General features: G+C 59.2%; 1 protein-coding gene. It reads left to right on the forward strand.

Annotated elements, in window-relative coordinates:
• The first annotated feature begins 156 nt into the window (after positions 1-156).
• Positions 157-1,206 (forward strand): transposase, encoded by a 1,050-nt coding sequence (locus NMA52_RS18700; protein WP_254829232.1) that lies wholly within the window; start codon positions 157-159, stop codon positions 1,204-1,206.
• Positions 1,207-1,217: the final 11 nt, after the last annotated feature.

Raw genomic sequence — 1,217 nt, forward strand, 5'->3', positions numbered from 1 at the left:
TTGAGGCGTCGAGGCCTATTCCGTGTTTGCTCACTCGGCAAGTGGCCAAGAGTCCGTGGTCTGTATAGAAAAAGCGGGGAAGTAAGCCCCATTAAAGGTCTGTAGACAGACGCTTGGCCGACGGGAGTCTTCCAGCACGTAAAACGCTCCAAAATTATGGATCATTTCACATTTGTGCTCGGTTGTGATGTGGCTAAGCACTCCCTGAGTTTGTGTTTACTCCGTCATCGCGATCGGTTCTCCCTTTACCGGGCTGAGATTCCCAATACGGGGGTAGGCGTACGTACCCTAGTGCGCGAACTGCTGAGGCGGTACGCCGCCACCGAGGGCTTCGAGCTAAGTCAGTGCCGGCTCATTGCCGAACACACCGGAATCTACACGGCCGACCTGTGCGCTACCTGGCTGGACCTGGGGGGGCGGCTCAGCCTGGTGGACGCCCGGCGGGTGCAGGCGAGTCTGGGCAGCCGCTACGCCTACGACAAAACCGATGCCCTGGACGCTGTGCGCCTGGCCGAATACGGTAGCCGCTTTGCCGATCAACTCCAGGAATACGTGCCGCCCAGGGCCGCCCTGAGCCTCATCGCTCATCTGCATAGTCTGCGCAAGCGCTTGCTACTGGTCCGCGATATTCTTGAACAACCCCTGGGAGAACTTGCCGGGCAGGCTCCCCTGGGGGCTACGGCCCAGTTGATCGAAGAGCTACAGCAACGGCCCCTGGAGGCGCTGCGACAGAGTATTGTGGCGTGTGAGCAGCAACTAGCCCAGGTCATCGCCGAAGACGAAGCCCTCCGCCGGCAGTTCGAGTTGGTCCGTTCGGTCAGCGGCGTCGGTCAGGTGTGTGCCTGGCAGATCCTGGTGTTGACCGGTGGTTTTACCCGCTTTACCGCTCAGGACGCTAAAGCCTTCTGCCGCTACATCGGCATCGTTCCGCGCCGCTTCGAATCGGGCAGTTCCATTTACCGTCACCGGGGTTCGCCTAAACGACGGGGCGGTAGCCTCAAAGCAGACCTGAGTATGGGACTGTTGGCCGCCATCCAATATGACCCCGATCTGAAGACCTACTACCGACGCAAACGGGCGGCGGGAAAGACCCACCGGGTGGTGGCCAACGCGGTGAAGAACAAAATCATCGAGCGCGTCTTCGCCGTCGTGCGGCGGGGCACTACATATCAAAAAAATTATCAACCAAACTTGCAAGCATCATAGAAAACACGGAT

The organism is Lewinella sp. JB7 (assembly GCF_024297185.1).
Taxonomy (GTDB): domain Bacteria; phylum Bacteroidota; class Bacteroidia; order Chitinophagales; family Saprospiraceae; genus Neolewinella.